The sequence below is a fragment of the Moorena sp. SIO2C4 genome (assembly GCF_010672485.1).
Lineage (GTDB): Bacteria > Cyanobacteriota > Cyanobacteriia > Cyanobacteriales > Coleofasciculaceae > Moorena > Moorena producens.
Genome location: NZ_JAAHGN010001346.1, coordinates 1 through 1,685 on the forward strand (window position 1 = coordinate 1; position 1,685 = coordinate 1,685).

Here is a 1,685-nt window from a genome sequence, read left to right on the forward strand (position 1 = left end):
TCAAAGATTTGATCTAATTGATCTAATGAAATTAGTCCGTATTGCCACAGAATCATCGGTAAAAAGTTTGGGCTTGGTTCGCCCTGGCGTAGGGCCAGGGCAATGGAAGCCCCAGGAATCTCTAACTCTTCCTGTAACCAGCGAATCAATCTAGTTAGCACTGAAGACTGCATCGACCTCTGGTTTAGGAATTGGGCAGAGAGTTGCTAGCAAAAGCATCCATGGCATAGGCCGGAGTGCGTACGCTATAGTCAGTGTCTTGACCAGTCACAGATTTAGCCAGTTTGTTGAAAGAGTCACTACGCCAGTTGCGCTCATGGATGGGCTTGGTTTGCTCACCACGGAAGTAAGCTTGAGTACCAATTAGCGCAGCAGCAGTCCAACCAACAATTAACAGTGCAATTACAATAGTCATGATTTTCTCCTTTGTGTTTTATAAGCTAGTGGTCAAACAAGTAACGAATGGTTTAGCTGATACCGAAGGCAGTCAAAATTAACAAGCTGACTAAAAAGCTAGCAATAGCACCTTGGGTAATATAATTACGTTGCTGTTCTACTGAAGGGAAGTCTGCGTAGTAAATCTCGGTTTCAGGAGCGTAGTTATTGAGGACTCCGGTTTCATCAACGGTGGTGTACATAGTGGACTTGGTAATAGTGTTAGTGCTGAAAGTCATTTGCTTTTTTTCTCCTTTGGTCTTTATGTAAATAAATGGGTCAAACCGTTAAAGCATTGCTTGATCACAGTGTCAAAATCACAGTGTCAAATGCTTCAAGATTAGGAATTGGGCAGAGAGTTGCTAGCAAAAGCATCCATGGCATAGGCCGGAGTGCGTACGCTATAGTCAGTGTCTTGACCAGTCACGGATTTGGCCAGTTTGTTGAAAGAGTTACTACGCCAGTTGCGCTCATGGATGGGCTTGGTTTGCTCACCACGGAAGTAAGCTTGAGTACCAATTAGCGCAGCAGCAGTCCAACCAACAATTAACAGTGCAATTACAATAGTCATCATTTTCTCCTTTGTGTTTTTTACAAGCTTTGGGTTTAACAAGTAATGAATGGTCTTAGCTGATACCGAAGGCGGTCAAAATTAACAAGCTGACTAACAAGCTAGCTATAGCACCTTGGGAAATATAATTACGCTGCTGTTCTACTGAAGGGAAGTCTGCGTAGTAAATCTCGGTTTCAGGAGCGTAGTTGTTGAGGACTCCGGTTTCATCAACCGTGGTGTACATAGTGGACTTGGTCATGGTGTCAGTGCTGAAAGTCATTTGGTTTTTTCTCCTTTCGTCTGTGTTTTACAAGCTTTGGGTCAAACCCTTAAAGCATTGCTTGATTAAAGTGTCAAATGCTTCAAGATTAGGAATTGGGCAGAGAGTTGCTAGCAAAAGCATCCATGGCATAGGCCGGAGTGCGTACGCTATAGTCAGTGTCTTGACCAGTGACGGATTTGGCCAGTTTGTTGAAAGAATCACTACGCCAGTTGCGCTCATGGATGGGCTTGGTTTGCTCACCACGGAAGTAAGCTTGAGTACCAATTACCGCCGCAGCAGTCCAACCAACAATTAACAGTGCAATTACAATAGTCATCATTTTCTCCTTTGTGTTTTACAAGCTAGTGGTCAAATAAGTAACGAATGGTTTAGCTGATACCGAAGGCAGTCAAAATTAACAAGCAGACTAACAAG

At 43.4% G+C, this 1,685-nt stretch carries 6 protein-coding genes; all 6 read right to left on the minus strand.

What is annotated here, in order from left to right; genetic code table 11:
- A partial coding sequence (locus F6K20_RS37365) for a DUF2949 domain-containing protein (RefSeq protein WP_287298238.1) occupies positions 1-173 on the minus strand: 173 nt, incomplete at its 3' end.
- A gap of 11 nt (positions 174-184) precedes the next feature.
- Positions 185-415, minus strand: coding sequence for a photosystem II protein, Psb35-related (locus F6K20_RS37370; RefSeq protein ID WP_271970252.1), 231 nt, complete (start codon positions 413-415; stop codon positions 185-187).
- A 52-nt stretch (positions 416-467) separates the two neighbouring features.
- Complete coding sequence (gene psb34, locus F6K20_RS37375) at positions 468-638, minus strand: photosystem II assembly protein Psb34 (protein WP_287264918.1); 171 nt, start codon at positions 636-638, stop codon at positions 468-470.
- 137 nt (positions 639-775) lie between these two features.
- Complete coding sequence (locus F6K20_RS37380; protein WP_287253274.1) at positions 776-1,006, minus strand: photosystem II protein, Psb35-related; 231 nt, start codon at positions 1,004-1,006, stop codon at positions 776-778.
- A gap of 55 nt (positions 1,007-1,061) precedes the next feature.
- Entirely contained in the window at positions 1,062-1,232 is a 171-nt protein-coding gene (gene psb34 / locus F6K20_RS37385) for a photosystem II assembly protein Psb34 (protein ID WP_149031424.1), read from the minus strand.
- A gap of 124 nt (positions 1,233-1,356) precedes the next feature.
- Complete coding sequence (locus tag F6K20_RS37390; RefSeq protein WP_044492705.1) at positions 1,357-1,587, minus strand: photosystem II protein, Psb35-related; 231 nt, start codon at positions 1,585-1,587, stop codon at positions 1,357-1,359.
- Positions 1,588-1,685: the final 98 nt, after the last annotated feature.